Origin of the sequence: Rothia sp. CCM 9418 (genome assembly GCF_048512825.1) — a bacterium.
Taxonomy (GTDB): Bacteria; Actinomycetota; Actinomycetes; order Actinomycetales; family Micrococcaceae; genus Rothia.
Window position 1 is genome coordinate 18,970 of sequence record NZ_JBLXXX010000004.1, and the last position, 17,276, is coordinate 36,245.

Annotated in this window: 18 protein-coding genes, 1 tRNA gene and 1 riboswitch; of the genes, 11 read left to right on the plus strand and 8 right to left on the minus strand. The window is 50.2% G+C overall.

Annotated features, from left to right (window positions below):
- Positions 1–44 precede the first annotated feature (44 nt).
- Positions 45–209 (minus strand): hypothetical protein, encoded by a 165-nt coding sequence (locus ACN083_RS06190; RefSeq protein WP_419101964.1) that lies wholly within the window; start codon positions 207–209, stop codon positions 45–47.
- Positions 210–939: 730 nt separating this feature from the next.
- Between ACN083_RS06190 and ACN083_RS06195 the strand changes: the two genes are divergently transcribed.
- From ACN083_RS06195 to ACN083_RS06210, 4 genes are read left to right on the plus strand one after another with little or no spacing between them, the layout of a single operon-like run.
- Positions 940–1,371 (plus strand): recombinase family protein, encoded by a 432-nt coding sequence (locus tag ACN083_RS06195; RefSeq protein ID WP_419101965.1) that lies wholly within the window; start codon positions 940–942, stop codon positions 1,369–1,371.
- Positions 1,314–1,667, plus strand: a complete 354-nt coding sequence (locus ACN083_RS06200) for a recombinase family protein (RefSeq protein WP_419101966.1) — start codon at positions 1,314–1,316, stop codon at positions 1,665–1,667. Before ACN083_RS06195 ends, ACN083_RS06200 begins: the two co-directional genes overlap by 58 nt.
- Entirely contained in the window at positions 1,652–2,212 is a 561-nt protein-coding gene (locus ACN083_RS06205) for a recombinase family protein (protein ID WP_419101967.1), read from the plus strand. Before ACN083_RS06200 ends, ACN083_RS06205 begins: the two co-directional genes overlap by 16 nt.
- Positions 2,209–3,516 (plus strand): recombinase family protein, encoded by a 1,308-nt coding sequence (locus ACN083_RS06210; protein WP_419101968.1) that lies wholly within the window; start codon positions 2,209–2,211, stop codon positions 3,514–3,516. The genes ACN083_RS06205 and ACN083_RS06210 overlap by 4 nt, the downstream gene beginning before the upstream one ends.
- A 462-nt stretch (positions 3,517–3,978) precedes the next feature.
- Here ACN083_RS06210 and ACN083_RS06215 read toward each other — a convergent pair.
- Positions 3,979–4,052 (minus strand) — tRNA-Gly (locus tag ACN083_RS06215).
- 114 nt (positions 4,053–4,166) lie between these two features.
- Here ACN083_RS06215 and dcd point away from each other — a divergent pair.
- Positions 4,167–4,754 (plus strand): dCTP deaminase, encoded by a 588-nt coding sequence (gene dcd / locus ACN083_RS06220; protein ID WP_419101969.1) that lies wholly within the window; start codon positions 4,167–4,169, stop codon positions 4,752–4,754.
- 8 nt (positions 4,755–4,762) lie between these two features.
- Positions 4,763–5,896, plus strand: coding sequence for a hypothetical protein (locus tag ACN083_RS06225; protein WP_419101970.1), 1,134 nt, complete (start codon positions 4,763–4,765; stop codon positions 5,894–5,896).
- A gap of 108 nt (positions 5,897–6,004) precedes the next feature.
- Here the strand turns inward: ACN083_RS06225 and ACN083_RS06230 are convergent, their stop codons facing one another.
- The gene (locus tag ACN083_RS06230) at positions 6,005–7,354 is read right to left on the minus strand and encodes an MFS transporter (RefSeq protein WP_419101971.1); all 1,350 of its coding nucleotides are present in this window, start codon (positions 7,352–7,354) and stop codon (positions 6,005–6,007) included.
- Between the two features lie 252 nt (positions 7,355–7,606).
- A complete protein-coding gene (locus ACN083_RS06235) occupies positions 7,607–7,873 on the minus strand; it encodes a DUF4235 domain-containing protein (RefSeq protein ID WP_419101972.1) in 267 nt (88 codons plus the stop codon).
- Positions 7,874–8,076: 203 nt separating this feature from the next.
- Positions 8,077–8,179: riboswitch (TPP riboswitch) on the plus strand.
- Between the two features lie 51 nt (positions 8,180–8,230).
- On the opposite strand from ACN083_RS06235, the gene ACN083_RS06240 reads away from it, so the two are divergent.
- Genes ACN083_RS06240 through ACN083_RS06250 form a run of 3 tightly spaced genes read left to right on the plus strand, consistent with a single transcriptional unit; the run spans position 8,231 to position 11,270 of the window.
- Complete coding sequence (locus ACN083_RS06240; RefSeq protein ID WP_419101973.1) at positions 8,231–8,827, plus strand: ECF transporter S component; 597 nt, start codon at positions 8,231–8,233, stop codon at positions 8,825–8,827.
- 2 nt (positions 8,828–8,829) lie between these two features.
- Positions 8,830–10,467: an ABC transporter ATP-binding protein gene (locus ACN083_RS06245; RefSeq protein ID WP_419101974.1), complete on the plus strand. Its 1,638-nt coding sequence runs from the start codon at positions 8,830–8,832 to the stop codon at positions 10,465–10,467.
- Positions 10,467–11,270, plus strand: a complete 804-nt coding sequence (locus tag ACN083_RS06250) for an energy-coupling factor transporter transmembrane component T family protein (RefSeq protein ID WP_419101975.1) — start codon at positions 10,467–10,469, stop codon at positions 11,268–11,270. Before ACN083_RS06245 ends, ACN083_RS06250 begins: the two co-directional genes overlap by 1 nt.
- 17 nt (positions 11,271–11,287) lie before the next feature.
- Here the strand turns inward: ACN083_RS06250 and ACN083_RS06255 are convergent, their stop codons facing one another.
- The 4 genes from ACN083_RS06255 to ACN083_RS06270 form a co-directional block, all read right to left on the minus strand.
- On the minus strand, positions 11,288–12,166 hold the full coding sequence (locus ACN083_RS06255; RefSeq protein WP_419101976.1) for an aminodeoxychorismate lyase: 879 nt from the start codon (positions 12,164–12,166) through the stop codon (positions 11,288–11,290).
- 28 nt (positions 12,167–12,194) lie between these two features.
- Positions 12,195–12,776: a tRNA (adenosine(37)-N6)-threonylcarbamoyltransferase complex ATPase subunit type 1 TsaE gene (locus tag ACN083_RS06260; RefSeq protein ID WP_419101977.1), complete on the minus strand. Its 582-nt coding sequence runs from the start codon at positions 12,774–12,776 to the stop codon at positions 12,195–12,197.
- 22 nt (positions 12,777–12,798) lie between these two features.
- Positions 12,799–13,278 (minus strand): low molecular weight protein-tyrosine-phosphatase, encoded by a 480-nt coding sequence (locus tag ACN083_RS06265; RefSeq protein ID WP_419101978.1) that lies wholly within the window; start codon positions 13,276–13,278, stop codon positions 12,799–12,801.
- Between the two features lie 151 nt (positions 13,279–13,429).
- On the minus strand, positions 13,430–14,308 hold the full coding sequence (locus tag ACN083_RS06270) for a hypothetical protein (protein ID WP_419101979.1): 879 nt from the start codon (positions 14,306–14,308) through the stop codon (positions 13,430–13,432).
- 481 nt (positions 14,309–14,789) lie between these two features.
- Between ACN083_RS06270 and dnaK the strand changes: the two genes are divergently transcribed.
- Together dnaK and ACN083_RS06280 are read left to right on the plus strand one after the other, a co-directional pair.
- Positions 14,790–16,631, plus strand: coding sequence for a molecular chaperone DnaK (gene dnaK, locus ACN083_RS06275; protein WP_419101980.1), 1,842 nt, complete (start codon positions 14,790–14,792; stop codon positions 16,629–16,631).
- A gap of 3 nt (positions 16,632–16,634) precedes the next feature.
- A complete protein-coding gene (locus tag ACN083_RS06280; protein WP_419101981.1) occupies positions 16,635–17,219 on the plus strand; it encodes a nucleotide exchange factor GrpE in 585 nt (194 codons plus the stop codon).
- Positions 17,220–17,276 lie beyond the last annotated feature (57 nt).

Genomic DNA, 17,276 nt, shown 5'->3' on the forward strand with positions numbered 1-17,276 from the left:
ACGCCTACTACCCACACCAGCACACCGTCACCACGGCTGCTGATTTAGAGGATGTCGCCAGGTTTGATCATGTGGTTGGTGAGTATGCCGGCGGGAAACGCTCCTACAACGCCGGGTGAATCAGAAACTCGGCTACTAACCACCACGCCTCGCAACAACCCCTGTTCTGGCCCCGCCATCACCTGCCCATCGGGTGACGGCGGGGCCATTTTTTCGTATTTCTTGGGGGATTTAACAGTAGTGGTCTGGTCGGCAGTGGAGTGAAAGGAAGGTGCTTCACTTGACGAACCTAGACTTAATGACGATTAGGCGTATCGAGAATCTTCGCGCAGCAGGATGGGGATATAAGGCTATCGCCTCGTTTTGCGATATTAGCCGTGACTGGGTGCGTACTTTTTGCAAGGCGCATCAGCTCGAAGCCGGCTCGTTGATATGCGAAGTTGTTTGCTTATGGTGCGGGAGGGCTCTTCAGGGAAGAACTGATCGAGCCACGTACTGTGGCGCTAGTTGCAGGTGGTCTGCTTGGCAATACCGGCAACGCGAACAGGGACAGCATTCCTCCACGTGTCTGGGGTGTGGCCATAGTTTTTCCAGGATCAAAAGGTCTCAGAAGTATTGTGCTCACGCCTGCTACATAAGAGATCGGTTTGGGACCCGTGGGGGTCGTAAATGACCACCCGCCAAAAAACAGACATTTGCTGACGCGATGAGGACGCCCGAGCTTTTTAACCGGGAGCTACGTCTGATCCAAATCAGTGACATCCTCATCCAGCTAGTAGTTGCTGGCCTGTTGCCTCAATCGGAAGCGGTCACAATATACGCCCAGCATTTCAACAAGATTAAACCGCTGTACCAGCCACCACATTTACCGGCCTGTACGACTGGATAATTCCTTGGTTTAGAGCGTGTATAGAAGTAAACGGATCGAGGTGAAAACACATGGCAAAACCAGACACTCGCCAGCGGACAATCGAACGCATCCCCACTCGCCCTATAACACCTAAGCGTCTACGCGTAGCTGCCTACGCCAGGGTTAGTGAGACCACCGGCCGTCTACCAGCATCGCTGTCTGCACAAGTGTCACATTACTCCAGGCTGATCCAGTCCACACCCGGCTGGGAATATGCAGGAGTATTTTCCGATCTTGGTACCAGCGGAACATCCACCAACCGAGCCGGATTCAACCAACTTATGAACAGCGCTAAATCCGGCCACATCGATGTCATTTTGTGTAAGTCGATCTCGCGTCTGGCGCGTAACACCGTGGACCTGTTAGAGACCATCCGCCAACTTAGGGCTCTGGGCGTGGGGGGGTGCGTTTTGAACGTGAGGGCATTGACACCCTCACTGCTGATGGGGAACTATTACTGACCCTGTTGGCTTCGTTTGCCCAAGAAGAATCCCATTCCCTGTCTCAAAACGTTACCTGGGCGATCCGCAGACGCTTCGCTAAGGGTGGGACGAACTCGTTTTGGATCTACGGCTACACCTGGACCGGATGCGGCTTCACGGTTAACGAGGACGAAGCAGACATCGTGCGACTACTTTTTTCCAACTACCTCGAGGGTATCTCCCCAGAAAAAACCGCCACCTGGTTGAATGCCAACGGTTACCACTCCAGGAGTGGGGGCAAGTTTTACGGATCGGGGTCATGCGACGCATGCTAGAAAACGAGCGCTACAAGGGATGCCAGCTACTACAGAAAACCTACCGGCCACACATCTCGACTACCACCCGCACTCCCAACACGGGACAGGTCAACCAGTACTGGGTCGAGGGCGCCTTACCAGCGATCATCGACCCCGACACTTTCGATGCGGTGCAAACAGAGATAGCACATCGCCGTGATATCGGCCCAGCAGCCACCCCATCGAAAAACACCGGCTGCTTCACCAGCCTGATCCAGTGTGCGACCTGTGGGTGCTGCTATCAACGTAAAACCCGCACCTACCCCTCTGGCACCAGCTACAAATACTGGCGCTGTTGGAGTGCATGCAAGGGTAAAGGAAACCCGTGTGGTGGTCATAACCTGCGCGAGACCATGCTCCAGACCCTCATGATTGACCTTCTCGATCTAGAGGTTTTCGACCCGCAGGCGGTCATGGACCGAATCGAAGTGATTGAAGCGTTTCGGGACCGGCTCGATATCCACCTTACAGACGGGAGCGTTCACACGGCCTGGTTGGATGCGGAAGGACACGCGCGATCATGAGTCCGAAAGTCACCACGATCCCCGCCACCAAACCCCTCACCAACAGCAATCTAGGTGCCAGCGCCCGGCAGACACTGAAACGGGTGGCGGCCTACGCGCGCGTGTCTACCGACATGGAAGAACAACAATCCTCCTACACTGCCCAGGTGGACTACTACACCCGCCACATCACCACCCACAATGGGTGGCAACTAGCCGGCATCTACACTGACGAGGGCATCTCGGGTACCTCCACGAAACACCGGGCAGGGTTCCAACAAATGATCACCGACGCCCTATCAGGCAAGATCGACCTAATCCTCACCAAGTCCGTCTCCCGGTTCGCTCGTAATACTGTCGATACCCTCACGCATGTGCGCCGGCTCAAAGAAGCAGGCGTCGAGGTGTTCTTCGAGAAAGAAAACATTTGGACCCTCGACTCTAAAGGCGAACTCCTCATCACCATCATGTCCAGCCTCGCCCAAGAAGAATCCCGCTCCATCAGCGAGAACGTCACGTGGGGGCATAGAAAAAGATTCGCTGATGGGAAGGTTATGGTACCCTACGCCTCCCTGCTCGGATACAAGAAAGGCAAAGACGGAAACCTCGCCATCGACGAAACCCAAGCCCCGATCGTGCGAGAAATCTACGGCCTGTTCCTGGCCGGTAAATCCATCCGTGAAATCGCCACCTGCCTACAAGACAAAGGACATTTGACCCCGCGAGGCAAGACCCGCTGGTCAGTATCCACAATCCGCTCGATCCTGTCCAACGAGAAACACAAAGGAGACGCCCTCCTACAGAAAACCTTCACCACCGACTTCCTCACCAAAACCACCAAGACCAATAAAGGCGAGATACCCCAGTACTACGTGACTGGCAACCACGATCCCATCATCGACCCAGACGTATGGGACCAAGTCCAATACGAACTCACCACCCGACACGGCACTGGCAGCGGGTCGAAACTCCACCTGTTTTCCTCCCGACTTAAATGCGCGGACTGTGGATCCTGGTACGGACGTAAAACCTGGTCATCAACCACCAACAAACACACCGTATGGCACTGCAACAACAAACACACCGCCCCCAAGACTTGCACCACGCCAACCCTGCGTGACCACCAGATCAAGACCGCGTTCCTCGCCGCACTCTCACGACTCGCCACAGACCTCGAAAACGAGGATCTGCGCCAAGACCTAGCAACAGTTTTCACCACCAAGGAACTCGAGGAAGATCGTGACCAAGTGGCCAAACGGCAGGCCGAACTAGAGGCAATGTTTAGCGCGATGGTCGCTCACAATCAGCAAACCGCGCTCGATTAAGACGAATACGACCGCCACATCCAACGCTTAGAAAACGAATACCACCAGCTCAGCGAGCAGCTAGAAAACATCAACACTCAAATCCGTGACCGCAACGCAAAACAACACGCCCTGCTCACAACCTACGACCTGCTAGCCGGCAAAACAATCAAGCACTTCACGCCCACCCAATGGACCGCCCTCATCGATCACGCCACTGTCCTGCAACAGGCAATCGAATTCACCTTCCGCACCGGGCAAACAATCCGCATCAGCCTATAACCAACACTCACAACCCCAGCCCACACTCTAGCCCGCTCCATATCCGAGTGGGCTTTTCTCGCGTGCCGATGAAACCGAAGAGCCATGAAACCGCGGAATATCAGGCAAAACCCGAACCCGCCAACGCGAGCCAAAAATCTAACCCCCCCCAAGCGCAAACACACCAACGCAACCAGGGGCTTATCAAATACGACGTGAAAGTGGAGCGGCTGACGGGAATCGAACCCGCGTATCAGGCTTGGGAAGCGTGCGCTCTACCATTGAGCTACAGCCGCATATAGCGTTGGTAAGACGGTCTGTCTTCATCTTTATTGCTATGTTGTGAATACTTTAGCGCGTTCTGGTACTAAATGAAAATTTCTGCACGTTTAATACGATATTTTTAGAGTGTGCTTATTTCAGACCGTGATATTCGCCAGGAGATTGCTGGCGGTCGTATAGTTTTAGAACCTTTTGATGAGTCGATGATTCAGCCGGCGTCGGTTGATGTTCGTTTGGACCGTTTTTTCCGTCTTTTTGATAATCATAAGTATCCGCATATTGATCCGTCGTCGGATCAGTCTGAGCTGACTCGTCTGGTTGAGGTCGCTCCGGATGAGCCGTTTATTTTGCATCCGGGGGAGTTTGTTCTTGGCTCAACGTATGAGTCTGTCACCTTGCCTGCTGATGTAGCTGCCCGTTTGGAGGGTAAGTCGTCGTTGGGGCGTTTGGGTCTTTTGACGCATTCTACAGCTGGTTTTATTGATCCTGGTTTTTCGGGGCATGTGACGTTAGAGCTGTCAAATATGGCGACGTTGCCTATTATGTTGTGGCCTGGTTCTAAGGTTGGTCAGTTGTGCTTTTTCCGGTTGTCTTCAGAAGCTGAGCACCCTTATGGTGATGGCGCATACGGCAACCGTTATCAGGGTCAGCGTGGCCCGACGGCTTCGCGTAGCTATCTGAATTTTCATCGTACTAATATCGTTTCGGACGGTTAGGGTTTTTGATGCGCGCTATACGTTTATGTCCTGCTGGTACGAGCGTCGAATTATTTTTTGACGATTCTCTTGAAGAGTCATTGGTTGCGGACGTTTTGAGTTCGTGGGCGGCGATGAATCCGGTTCGTTGTGTGGGCGATTTAGAGCAGAGCACCGCGGATGGGAAAGTTTTTGTTTCTGCGGAGTTGAGTTGCCCTGAAAAATATCGGGGTGTTGAAGGCTTGCAGTTTTTGAGTGTTCAGCATGTTGATGTCGCTCAAGAGCGTTTGACGGTTGAGGTGACGTTGGCGATGCTTCGTACTTTAGCTGGTTCGGTGAGTCTTTTTCATGCGGCTGCCTTGGGTGATGAATCTTCTGGCCGTGCCATGATTTTAATTGGCCCGTCAGGGCGTGGTAAAACGACGGCGTCTCGTTTTTTGGGTCAGCATTTTGCGTATTTGTCGGATGAGACGGCTGTTGTGCAGGATGATTTATGTGTACGTCCGTATCCTAAGCCGTTGTCGGTGATTGTGGAGAAGGGTTTTCCTAAACATCAGATAGATCCGGGGTCTTTGGGTATTTCGGTAGTTGCGCCAGATAATTTTTCGTATCAGCTGTCTCGTATCGTACTTTTGGGGCGTGTTGAGGAGCCAACTGTTCCGTATGTGGAGGATGTGAGTTGGGCTGAAGCGTTAGTGGAGATTGCTGGTCAGACTTCTGGCTTGTTGCTCACCGATGATGGTTTACCTCGTTTGCTGAATGCGATGAAGCGTTGTGGCGGTGTGCGCCGTGTGGTGTATTCTGAGATTTCTCAGACATTGCCGGTCTTTAGGGAGTTATTGTCTTCACCGGCGGAGGAGTCTTCTGCATCGTGGCAGATTGTTCATTCTGTTGAGCAGGAAGTACCGGCGGGCCTTGTGTCTCGTGTCTCGGGTACGTCTGCTGTGCTTTTGGACGATGCTTCGTTAATTTATGGTGGTGGGCGGTTGTCTGAGGTGTCGGAGTTCGCTGCTGATAGTTGGCTGTTGCTGGATGAGCCGTTGCCTATGGATGTTTTTCGTCAGAGGATTGAACAACAGTATGGGCCTATTCCTAATGACCAGTTCCCTGCTGTATTGCAGAATCTTGTGGATTCTCAGATGATTTCTTATCAGAAGCCGTGATGTTTTAGTGGCTGTTGTATCGTATGGTGCAACACAAAAAGCTAGGGTGGGTGCTTACACAACGATGTAAGCACCCACCCTATTCTTTGATAAGCGGTAAGTGGCGTATTATAGTTGCCCTTTTTCGAGGGTTTCTTGGTGTTCTTTGCGGTGTACTCGTGGTAGTGGCAGGGTGAGTAACAGACCTGCTACGAGAACCACCATGATGCCAAGAATACCCCAGATTTGTGCACCGAATGCCCAGACGAATAGTCCAAATAGTAGCGGTGCTAGGGGTGCTGCTGCACGTCCTGTGGTGGAGTATAGTCCGAAGATTTCTCCTTCATGCCCGGGTGGGGTGATACGGGAGAGGTAGGTGCGTGACGCGGATTGTGCTGGCCCGACGAAAGCGCAGAGCCCTAATCCACAAATCCAGAAGACAATAGGGCTTTGGATAAATAGGAGCGGGGTTGCAGAGATGAGCAAGCAGACAAGGCTAGAGACGATAACTCGTTTGGGTCCGATGAGGTCATCAAATTTACCGCCGAGAAGTGCACCGATACCGGCAACAACGTTACCTGCGATAGCGAAGATGATAATTTCTGTGGTGCTAAAACCGAATGTGCCTGCGGCCACGATGCCACCGAAGGTGAAGATGCCGGTAAAGCCATCACGGAAGATTGCGGAGGCAAAGAGGAACGCGAGAGTTTTGGGTGAGTTTTTGTAGAGGCTTTTTAATGTAGCCCAGAGTTTTTTATAAGAGTCTATGAGCCCAACTTTGGGTGCTACTGGTTTTTTGGGGTGACGACGGTCGTGACGGTAGAGCGCAATAACTAGTGGTGTGCTAAGTATGATGGACCATACTGCTGAGAAGATGGCGACTGCACGAATATTCAAAGAGTTATCGGGTGAGATACCTAAGAAACCGGTGTCTGAGCCAAGCCCAACAAATGCGAAGAGGACGATTCCTAGGGCGATAATGCCGCCGAAGTAGCCTGCAGACCATCCGATACCACTAATTTTTCCAACCGTTGAGGGCGTTGATAGTTCTGGCAGTAGCGCGTTGTAGTTGACGATGGCGAACTCGTTCATGACGTTTGCTGCGCAGATGAGCGTTACACCGTAGAGAAGCCATTGTGGTTCGGGGAATGTGAAGAAGCAAAGTGCCATGAGCACGGCTGTGAGGAATGTGTTGACTGCTAACCATAGGGTGCGTTGACCTGATGCGTCTGCGCGTTGTCCTGTGACGGGGGCAAGTAATGCGATGAGCAGTCCTGCAATGGCGAGGCCGGTGGAGAGCATTTCGGAGGCGTCTTTGGGATCGCCGAATGCTTTGCTGGTGAGATAGACGGTGAAGACGAATGTTGTCATGACCGCGTTGAAGGAGGCGCCACCGGCGTCCCATAATGCCCAGGCTGTGATGGTGCCTCGGGTCCCTAATGGCACAGATTCGTTCTGCTCTTTGGCGTGTTTGCTCATAAGGATAAGAGTATCTATTGAGCGTGGGTAATGGTGTGAAATACCCGCAGAAACAAAGATAAAGTGAAGAAATTTGTGTACTTTTTACCAGAACTATGCGCACCGTCTAAGGTTCACTTACAGTGGGCTTATCTTCAAAGGATTTGTTAATGCTGATGAGCGGTAAGTTCATGGGGTTTAAAGAAGTGTAGACGGCAACAAAATGACTGTTGCCGTCTACACGAGGATGAGGTTTTCTAAGAGATGTTGTTCTTAGACTTCGTTTTGTCCAATGGGGTCATTTTTGCGTTTTGCTTTGACCTCGTTTGTTTTGCGAGTAATGCTGACTTTGATGACGGTACCAACAAGACCTGTTAACAGTGACCATAGAATGATATCTCGCCAACGCTCATCATCGTCGGGGTTGCTTGCGGGTGGTTCATTTCCGGTTACTTTTTTCCATGTTGCAGAGAGCGCTTTGTTTGCCACGGTGATGCCAGCAAGAGAAGCCGCGGTTCCTACAAGATTAATGGGGTTCATGTTTTTCTCCATCGTTGATGAGTATCCTTAGCAATCCTATAACAGGAGAAGCCCAACAGCGTATTACTACTCACGAATAATTCTCTAAGAAAGCGTGGAAACTGCAGATATTGTCATAACTTCTCTGGAGGGTGGAATTGAACGTGGTGAACAAACTATACTGAACAAGGCTTTGACAATAAAGCCGTATAAACATATACGTATAGAAGCGACAGGGGAGCACCGTAGGGTGCTGAGAGTGCGAAAGCAGACCCTCGAACCTGATCCGGTTAGTACCGGCGTTTAGGAAGTCGAGTTCTCTCAAACGTTCACGTAGTGTAACGTTCCCCTTCCTGTATTCGGGAAGGAAAATTTACGATGGCTAAGAAATCTTCTTTAGCGTGGCGAGTTAACGATATCGTTATCGCCTCTGTCCTGTCCGTAGCATGCGGACTCATTTTCTGGTTCTGGTCTGTTGCGATTTACCCGCTGGCAAAAACGATTTTTGCAACGGTACCAGAATATATGCCTCTTATTGGCGGTGGCTGGCTGATTGCTGGTGTGCTGGGCGGAATTGTTATCCGTAAACCTGGTGCAGCACTATATTGTGAACTTCTTGGCGCCATTATTGAGGGTATCCTTGGCACACATTTTGGTATGTCCGTTATTATCTCAGGCTTAATCCAAGGTCTTGGTGCAGAACTAATTTTTGCGGTATTCCTTTACCGCCAGTGGAATATTATGGTCGCAGCTCTTGCCGGCGCAGTATCTGGTTTCGGTATGGGTGTCTCAGAAATTATCATCTACTACGCAAATGAGCTTTCTTTTGCAAAGATGCTGGTTTACACGGCATGCGGAACGATTTCTGGGGCATTGCTTGCTGGGGTTCTTTCGTGGTTCTTAATGAAAGCACTAGCACAAACGGGTGTCTTGTCGTCCTTGGCTTCTGGACGGTCGAAACGAGCACGCGCCTAACCGTGGATACAACATCTTCCATAACGCCACCGCCTGCTGACTCTCAGCCGGTGCGTGGCGTTCGTATTAGTGTACGTGAGTTTGGCTGGCATTACGCAGGACGAGAAAAACCTACTCTAGAATCTGTACATCTGACCATTGAACCTGGACAAAAAGTGCTTCTTTTGGGTTCTTCTGGCGCAGGCAAATCAACCCTTCTGCACGCCATGGGCGGGCTATTACACGACGATGATGGTCAATCTCAACAGGGCACTATCACCATTGATGGTATACCTGCTGAAGATGCTCACGGTGCAGTAGGACTCATGCAACAGGACCCAGAGTCATCTATTGTGCTATCTCGTATAGGAGATGATGTTGCTTTCGGTCCCGAAAATTTAGGTGTGCCGCATGAACAAATATGGGAACGTGTTAAACGTGCTTTAGCAGATGTTGGCTTAGAGAAGTTTGACTTATCACATCCGACGAGTGCCCTATCTGGCGGACAAAAACAACGACTAGGGTTGGCTGGCATCCTTGCGATGCATCCTGGTGGTATTTTCTTAGATGAACCAACAGCAAATCTTGATCCTGCTGGTGTTGAAGATGTTCGTGATGCCGTAATACGCGCACAAAAACATACGGGAGCAACCCTTGTCGTTATTGAACATCGTGTTGGTGTGTGGGCTGAGCATATGGACAGAATTATTGTTCTTGGTGCAGGCGGACGTGTTACTCATGACGGTTCACCTACTGAGGTTCTTGCAGAAGCGAGGGAAGAGCTTATTTCTGCGGGGGTATGGGTTCCTGACTACACGCCAGAGGTTCTTCCTTCAACGCAACAGGCTGGGGCAGAGCTAATTTGTGCTCGTAATGTGGCAGTAACTCGTCATTATCCTTCTGCACGAGAGCGACGTAAACGACGAAAGGCCCTTAAGAATTGTTCTGAACCGTATATTTTTGATGCGCCTATTGTTTCTTCAGGGATTAATGCTTCTATCCGAGCTGGTGAACATACAAGTGTCCTTGGCTGTAATGGTGCCGGAAAATCTACTTTTGCTCTGACCTTAGCTGGGTTACTCTACCCTGTTTCTGGGGAGATTGTAGCAACATCAGCATTTTTAGAAGACGCTGCTCCTTCACCGTCACGGCAGTATAAGGAGCCTTCACCTGATATGACACAGTGGCGTTCTCGTGATATTGCTTCGCGTATTGGTCTAGTCTTTCAAGAACCTGAGCAACAGTTTTTAACTGCTACGGTACGTGAAGAACTTGAATTTGGGCCACGACAACTTGCGCGGCTTCGTCAAGAACCTGTCGACGAACAAGCTCTTAAACACCGTATTGACGCGTTATCTGAACGTTTACGTTTGCGTCATCTTGAAGGAGCAAACCCGTTCACCCTTTCTGGGGGTGAGAAACGCCGTCTTTCTGTAGCAACCGCATTGGCAACAGCACCTCAGGTCCTCATTCTTGACGAACCTACTTTTGGGCAAGACGCTCATACATGGAAGGAATTGGTGCTTTTGATTCAAGAACTCTTGGAACAGGGCACAGCAGTCGTTTCAGTAACTCACGATGATGATTTTGTGCGTGCTTTAGGAGGAATACAGCTAAGGCTTATCGCGGAATCAGACTATCACGGGGAAGAAGAACGTTGATGAGTTTTGATATTTTTGCGTCTACCGCAGAAAAAGAAGGGATTCTTGGAAGCGTTAATGCAGGGGTTAAAGTTGCGCTCACTTTGCTTCTGACAATTATCCTTATTCTGCTCAAAGATTGGGTGAGCATCACCATCATCTTTTGTATCGAGTTAGTGGGTTTATGGGCCCTGGGGTTGAACCCTGTGCGTCTTTTGGGTCAGCTTTGGCCTGTATTATTTGGTGTTCTACTATCGGGCTGGTCGACTGCTCTTTTGGTGGAGAAGACAGGGACGATGCTTTTTGACATGGGATTTTTGTCGATGAGCACTGGTTCTCTTGTGACAGGTATTGTTCTGACTATTCGTGGCTTGGCAATGGTTCTTCCTGGGATGATGCTCATGCTAACAACCGACCCAACGGACGTTGCTGATTCTTTGGCGCAGAGCACAAAATTGCCGGTTCGTTTTGTGCTCGGAGCATTGGTTGCTTTACGTCTTGTCGGGTTGTTGTTGAGCGAATGGAATACACTAGGGCAGGCTCGACGCGCTCGCGGTCTTGGATCAGAAGATACGTTGTGGCAACGTGTTAAAACGTTTTGTGGTCAGAGCTTCGCCTTGTTAGTTCAGGCTATTCGTCGTGGTACACGCTTATCTATAACGATGGAGGCCCGCGGTTTTGGGTCTGCTTCAACTCGCACTTGGGCTCGTATACCGCAGTACGGTCTCGTAGACGTATGGTTTACGGTGGGTGTTGTACTGACGGTTTTGGCAGGTGTTTTAGGTGCTTTAGGAGCCGGTACCTTAACTTTTATCTGGCAGTAGTTTTAAGGTTGCGTGTTTTACCCTTCTGCAAGGAATGCTAAGAATTCTTCAGTGGTCTGTTGGGACGTTGCTAATGCTGTTCCGTTGAGGTGTGTTACAGGAGCGATAAGCCGTACGGAAGAGGCTAACCAGACACCTTCAGATTCGAGTAAATCCTGAGGGTAAAGTTCTTGGTATTTGAGTTCCCAGCCGTGTTTGCGTGCTTGCTCAAAAATCATTCCTTGGGTAGTGCCGGGGAGGATTCCGTGGTTTGGTTCTGGTGTGAGGAGGGTTTTTTGCCCATTAATAGTTTGTGCCACAATGACAGAGCTGGTTGCGCCTTCTAGAATACGGCGGTCATCGGTGATGAAGATTGCTTCGTCTGCTCCTTGGGTTCGTACGTATCGTAGGACGGCCATGTTGATGGCGTACGAGAGAGTTTTTGCGCCGGCAAGTAGCCACGGGTATGCGGTGTCTTGAGCAGGATCATGTCCGCGAGGCAGAGTGATTGCTTTGACGCCGTGGGTTCTTTGATCGAGGGTATTCTGAGGTGTCGGTGCGACGGTAACCCAGCTGTGTGGGCCGTTTGATGTGGTACCACGAGAGATAATAATTTTGACGGTGTGTTCTTCACCTAGTGTCGTGGTGTGAGCCTGTTCGGCATTTTCTAGGGCGGTCTTAAGCGCTTGAGTGAGGTGCTCTTTTGCTGGTAGAGGGAGTTGCAATTTTCGGGCAGAATTTGTTAGCCGTTCAAAGTGTGCGTCAAATTTTCGGATGCTGCGGTTGACGGCAATCATCGTTTCAAAGACGCCGTCTCCGCGGGTGAGTCCTTCGTCTTCGATGCTGATGAGGGGGCGTGAGGGGTCTACAAGTTCTCCCTCTGGGTGCTGAGGGGTGAGCATTACTACTGTTGTCATAATTTCATCCTATTCTTGAGATGTCGTTTTATACAGGTGGCGAGAAAATATAGTCAATATGTGATGCTGGGTGTGCAGGTAGTTGGAGGTTTTCTTGTTCTGCCCACGTATCCCAATAGGGGCGGTATGTTTCTCCGTCACGGTTGAGTGCTCGCTCTTTGCGGTGATGTGATGACATATCGAGCCAACATGTGATGACGTTAAATGGTGCTTGGTAGCTGTGAGGCGGTGTGGCGCCGACGCCCTCGACGATGAGCGTTTGGCGTGGGTCAATTGTCGTGAGGTGTGGACCTGTTGGTTGTTGTGTTTCCCAATCCCAACCGAACCAGATGAGGGGTGATTGCGGGTTATCACTGAGGTTATTGAGGTTGCGGTGCCATTGCTTGATACCTGCTTGTAGTCCGTTCCATCCTTGATAGAGATTTTCGAGGGTGAAGATTTGGGATGGAATGTTGCGTTGGTTGAGGTAGGTGTAGAGGCTATGGGAGAACGTTGTTTTTCCGGCCCCGCTTCGTCCATCAATAGTGATAATTTTGGGCGCGCCTTGTTGGCAGATGTTGTGGTGGATTTTTTCGAGTAGCTGTTGTTCTTCAATGCACAGTACGCTCATGGGCGTTGAATTTTCCTCGTTTTTAGTGGGACTGGATGTAGTGGATAATTCCGGGTATGGCATCTTCAATCATGCGTTGGGTGCAGTAGAAGTCTTCTTGAGTTCCATACCAAGGGTCATAGATGCCGAGTTCTTTGAACGGTGTGTTACATAGTTGCGGGTCGTATTCACGCCAGAGGTGTATTTTTTCTTGGTCTTTGGGGTTTCGTGCGAGTTGCTGTAACCGTTGGTAATGGTTGGTGTCCATGGCAAGAATGAGGTGGTATATGTCAAAGTCTTCTCGTGTGAAGGTTTTGGCACGGTGTTTGCTACTGTCGATTCCGCGTTCGTTGAGGACTTTTTGTGCTCTTGGGTCGATAGGGTTTCCGTATTCTTCGGAAGATATTCCGCATGAGGATACTTCAACATTGAGTTGTAGTGATGTAATTTTTTCTCTGAGGAGGTATTCCCCCATAGGGGACCGGCAAATATTTCCTGTACAGACAACCAAGATTTTATTCATGTTTCTATCTTTTCATGGTGGGGGAGATATTACCTATCTTTTCTTGTGAATAGATGGTGGGGTAGGAGAACTGATAGAAAAAGCGGTTTCTTTGCTCCTCCTAGTAGGAGAACCAAAGAAACCGCTTAAGAATTTTTATACGAGATGGAGTTTAGAATTTTCCGTCGTATGCTGAACGGTTGATGGGACCTGCATATCCGACGGTGTCAAGTACGTGCCAGTGTCCCATGTCGTTGTTGCGGATAACCCAGATAGCTTTGACCCAGCTCTTTCCGGAGGAGAACCAACGGTTATTGAGGTTGAGGTTGAGGCGTCCAATTCCGGTTTTGCCGGAGAAACGTAGTTTCTGTGCTTGAACCATGATGGAGCCTGAGGGTAGAACGATATCAGAGCCGTTGGGGTTACCGGTGGAACCGTTGAATGAGTGGGGGATGACTGCGCCAGAAACGTTAACTGGTGCAGACCAGTTACCGGCGTAGAATCCTGGTGCGCTTCCGGACCCGGTGGTGATGGATTGGAAGCGTGCGCTTGCGTTGCCGTAGGCGTTAGTGCGGTTGTAATCATTGTTAACGGGGACGATGTAGCACTGTACGTCGTAGCCGTTAGGTCCTGCGTCTTCTGCGGAGAGCGCTAGTGAGACTTCACGTCCCCAATGCCATGCTCGTCCTTCACCATTGGACTGGTCAATAAAGGACGCGCAAGGGATGTCTTTGCGCCATGCTCCGTCGGGGCATCCTGCAGGTAGTGTTGGGTATGAGGGGTTTGTTGCTCCACCGTGGCCACCGTGGCCACCGGTGCTTCCCCCGTTACCGTGACCTCCACCTTGGTGACCACCGTTTCCGTGCCCACCGTCGTGGTGTCCGCCGCCGGTGCTTCCACCATTACCATGACCGCCGTGATGGTGGCCGTGTCCCTGATTATCATCGGTGCCGGTGCTATTGGAGAATGCCGCTGTGGTAGTGATAGCAAGTGCGGGGATTGCTAAGGCTGCGCCTTTGAGGACGATGCGGCGTGATTCTGAGTGAGTCATGCTGTCTTCCTAACATATGTTTTGTGATAGGTGGCGCGATAGTGCGCCCGGTCTTGCTCTAGCGTATGTCAGTTTTTTGTAGAGGAGACATGAAAGAACAGAATTGTAGGGACAAGTGTTTACACCTGTCCGCTAGGTAGATGTGTCATATTTCTGATGGTTACGTATCGGCTGGTTCTGAAGTCTTATATGGCTTTTCAACCGGTGGAGCAACAACCCCCTCAATAATTAATTGCTGAAAGCGAACAGTTCACAATATTTACTCAATAAATGCCGGTTCTTAGGCCGTTTTTTGAGTGTTCTAAGGTAAACATACGCAAAAAATACTGCTATCCATATAAATAAAGTTGAGTTAATTCGACTCAACTCTATTGACAAATAGATAAGAAGTGAGAAACTTAAGACAAGCGCTTATCGAAAAAGCTGTTCGATAAAGCTAAATATCTAAGAAAACAACATCTATCTCTAAGGAGTGCATATTATGTCACGTGCAGTAGGCATTGACCTCGGTACCACAAACTCAGTCGTTTCAGTTCTTGAAGGCGGCGAACCTACCGTTATTGCTAACGCAGAAGGTGCGCGCACCACCCCCTCTATCGTTGCATTCTCTAAAGATGGAGAAGTTCTTGTTGGTGACGTCGCAAAACGTCAGGCTGTTACCAACGTCGACCGCACCATTGCTTCGGTAAAACGCCACATGGGAACCAACTGGACCACCGATATTGACGATAAAAAATACACCGCTCAAGAAATTTCAGCACGTACTCTGATGAAGCTCAAAGGCGACGCAGAGGCATACCTCAACGACACCGTAACCGACGCCGTTATCACCGTTCCTGCATACTTTAACGACGCAGAACGTCAGGCAACTAAAGAAGCAGGCGAAATCGCAGGCCTAAACGTACTACGTATCGTCAACGAGCCTACTGCTGCAGCGTTGGCATACGGACTAGACAAGGGTAAAGAAGACGAGCTCATCCTCGTGTTTGACCTTGGCGGTGGTACTTTCGACGTTTCCTTGCTTGAAGTTGGCAAGGACGAAGACGGATTCTCTACCATTCAGGTTCGTGCAACCTCCGGCGACAACCGCCTCGGTGGCGACGACTGGGATCAGCGTATCGTCGACTGGCTGCTCGAACAGGTCAAGTCCAAGAGCGGCGCTGATCTTTCTAAAGATAAGATTGCTCTTCAGCGTCTTCGTGAAGCAGCTGAACAAGCTAAAAAAGAACTCTCTTCTGCAACCTCAACCAATATCTCTTTGCAGTACCTCTCTGTAACCCCAGAAGGTCCTATCCACTTGGACGAGAAACTCTCTCGTGCAAAGTTCCAGGATATGACTGCTGATTTACTTGAACGCACTAAGAAGCCTTTCAACGATGTTATTAAAGAAGCTGGTGTTTCCGTTTCTGAGATTGCACACGTAATTCTTGTGGGTGGTTCAACCCGTATGCCAGCAGTAAGCGAAGTTGTCAAAGAATTGACCGGCGGTCGCGAACCTAACAAGGGTGTTAACCCTGATGAGGTTGTCGCTATGGGCGCTGCTATTCAGGCAGGCGTGCTCAAGGGTGACCGCAAAGACGTTCTTCTCATCGACGTTACTCCGCTATCTCTTGGTATCGAAACCAAGGGTGGTGTGATGACTAAACTCATCGAACGTAACACCGCAATTCCTACCAAGCGTAGCGAAACCTTCACCACTGCAGAAGACAACCAGCCTTCTGTTTCTATTCAGGTATTCCAAGGTGAACGCGAATTTACTCGCGACAACAAGAACCTCGGTACCTTTGAGCTAACTGGTATTGCTCCTGCACCTCGTGGCGTTCCTCAGATTGAAGTGACCTTCGATATCGACGCAAACGGTATTGTTCACGTATCCGCTAAGGACAAGGGCACCGGTAAGGAACAGTCCATGACCATTACCGGTGGATCTTCCCTCTCTAAGGAAGACATCGACCGCATGGTTAAGGATGCTGAAGCACACGCTGAACAGGATAAGGCTCGTCGTGAGGCTGCAGAAACCCGCAACCAAGCGGAAACTGCTGCATACTCCATCGAAAAACTTATCAAGGAGAACGGCGATAAGCTCCCTGAAGAGGTCAAGACTGAAGTTCAGGCAGATGTCGACGAACTCAAGAAGGCTCTCGAAGGTGAAGATGACGACGCTGTCAAGTCTGCATTTGAGAAATTGCAGGCTAGCCAGAGCAAACTTGGCGAAGCTATCTACGCCGCAGCTCAGGCAGAAGCAACTCAAGAAGGTGCTGCTGAAGCTGACGACGACGTAGTAGACGCCGAAGTCATCGATGACGACAACGAAAAGAAATAAGTGATGTCCGAGAATACTAACAACTCTCAGAACACTGATCCTTTGGAAGAAGCTTTCAACGCTCCTTCTGCACCAGAACACCCAGAGCCACAAGAAGACGCTGGAACAGAACCTCTACCTGAGGACGTTTCAGCAGAAGCTGAGGCCTCTGAAGAAGTAGCTGAAGATTTTGAGCAGGTGGCACTTGAACGCCTCGAGGATTTGCGCCGGTTACAGGCAGAGTTCACGAACTTCAAGAACCGCAGCGCAAAAGAGAAGGAACAGTTGCGTCAGTTTGTTATCTCTGATGTGGTATCTGCTTTGCTGCCAGTCATTGATGATATCGATGCAGCTCGTCAGCATGGTGACCTTGAAGAAGGCCCGTTTGCTGCCATCGCTAATAAGCTAGAGGAAACTCTTGGTAAGCAGGGTATGGAACGTTATGGTGCTGTCGGCGATAAGTTCGACCCGAAGGTTCACGAAGCTGTTCTGCAGCAGCCTTCTGAGGACATTCCAGAAGACCATGTAGCAATGGTGTTGCGACATGGGTATCGTGTGAATGATCGAATTGTGCGAACTGCACAGGTTGCTGTTGCGGCAGCAATGTAAATAGATAAAAGTGTAGGCGGGCTCGAATCAGCGGGTCCGCCTGCACTACACTTAGGG